Origin of the sequence: Paraburkholderia sp. BR10954 (genome assembly GCF_040965775.1) — a bacterium.
Lineage (GTDB): Bacteria > Pseudomonadota > Gammaproteobacteria > Burkholderiales > Burkholderiaceae > Paraburkholderia > Paraburkholderia youngii.
Map to the genome: position 1 here is coordinate 1 of NZ_JBFRCK010000338.1, position 252 is coordinate 252.

1 pseudogene is annotated in these 252 nt (G+C 63.5%); it reads right to left on the bottom strand.

Annotation, left to right across the window (positions count from 1 at the left end):
* Window positions 1-122 (bottom strand): annotated as a pseudogene (locus AB4Y34_RS42475) (IS30 family transposase); the annotation flags it as partial.
* Window positions 123-252 lie beyond the last annotated feature (130 nt).

Here is a 252-nt window from a genome sequence, read left to right on the forward strand (position 1 = left end):
TGGCGCGAGCGACGCATGGCTCGTGTGCGCCGTAGATGCTCCAGCAGTTCTTTCTTCAATGCACCCCTTGCCTGAATGAAAAGACTGCGGTAGATGGTCTCGTGTGACACGTGGTAGTCCTCTTTGCATGGCCCGAATGCCAGGGGTGGTGCCGCAAGGAGCAGCGCGATGAGCCGTCACGGCGTGAAGACTGCGCGCCAGCGGGGCTGCATGCGTGCGCATGCCCCGCGCGGATCGCGCGGCAAACCGGTA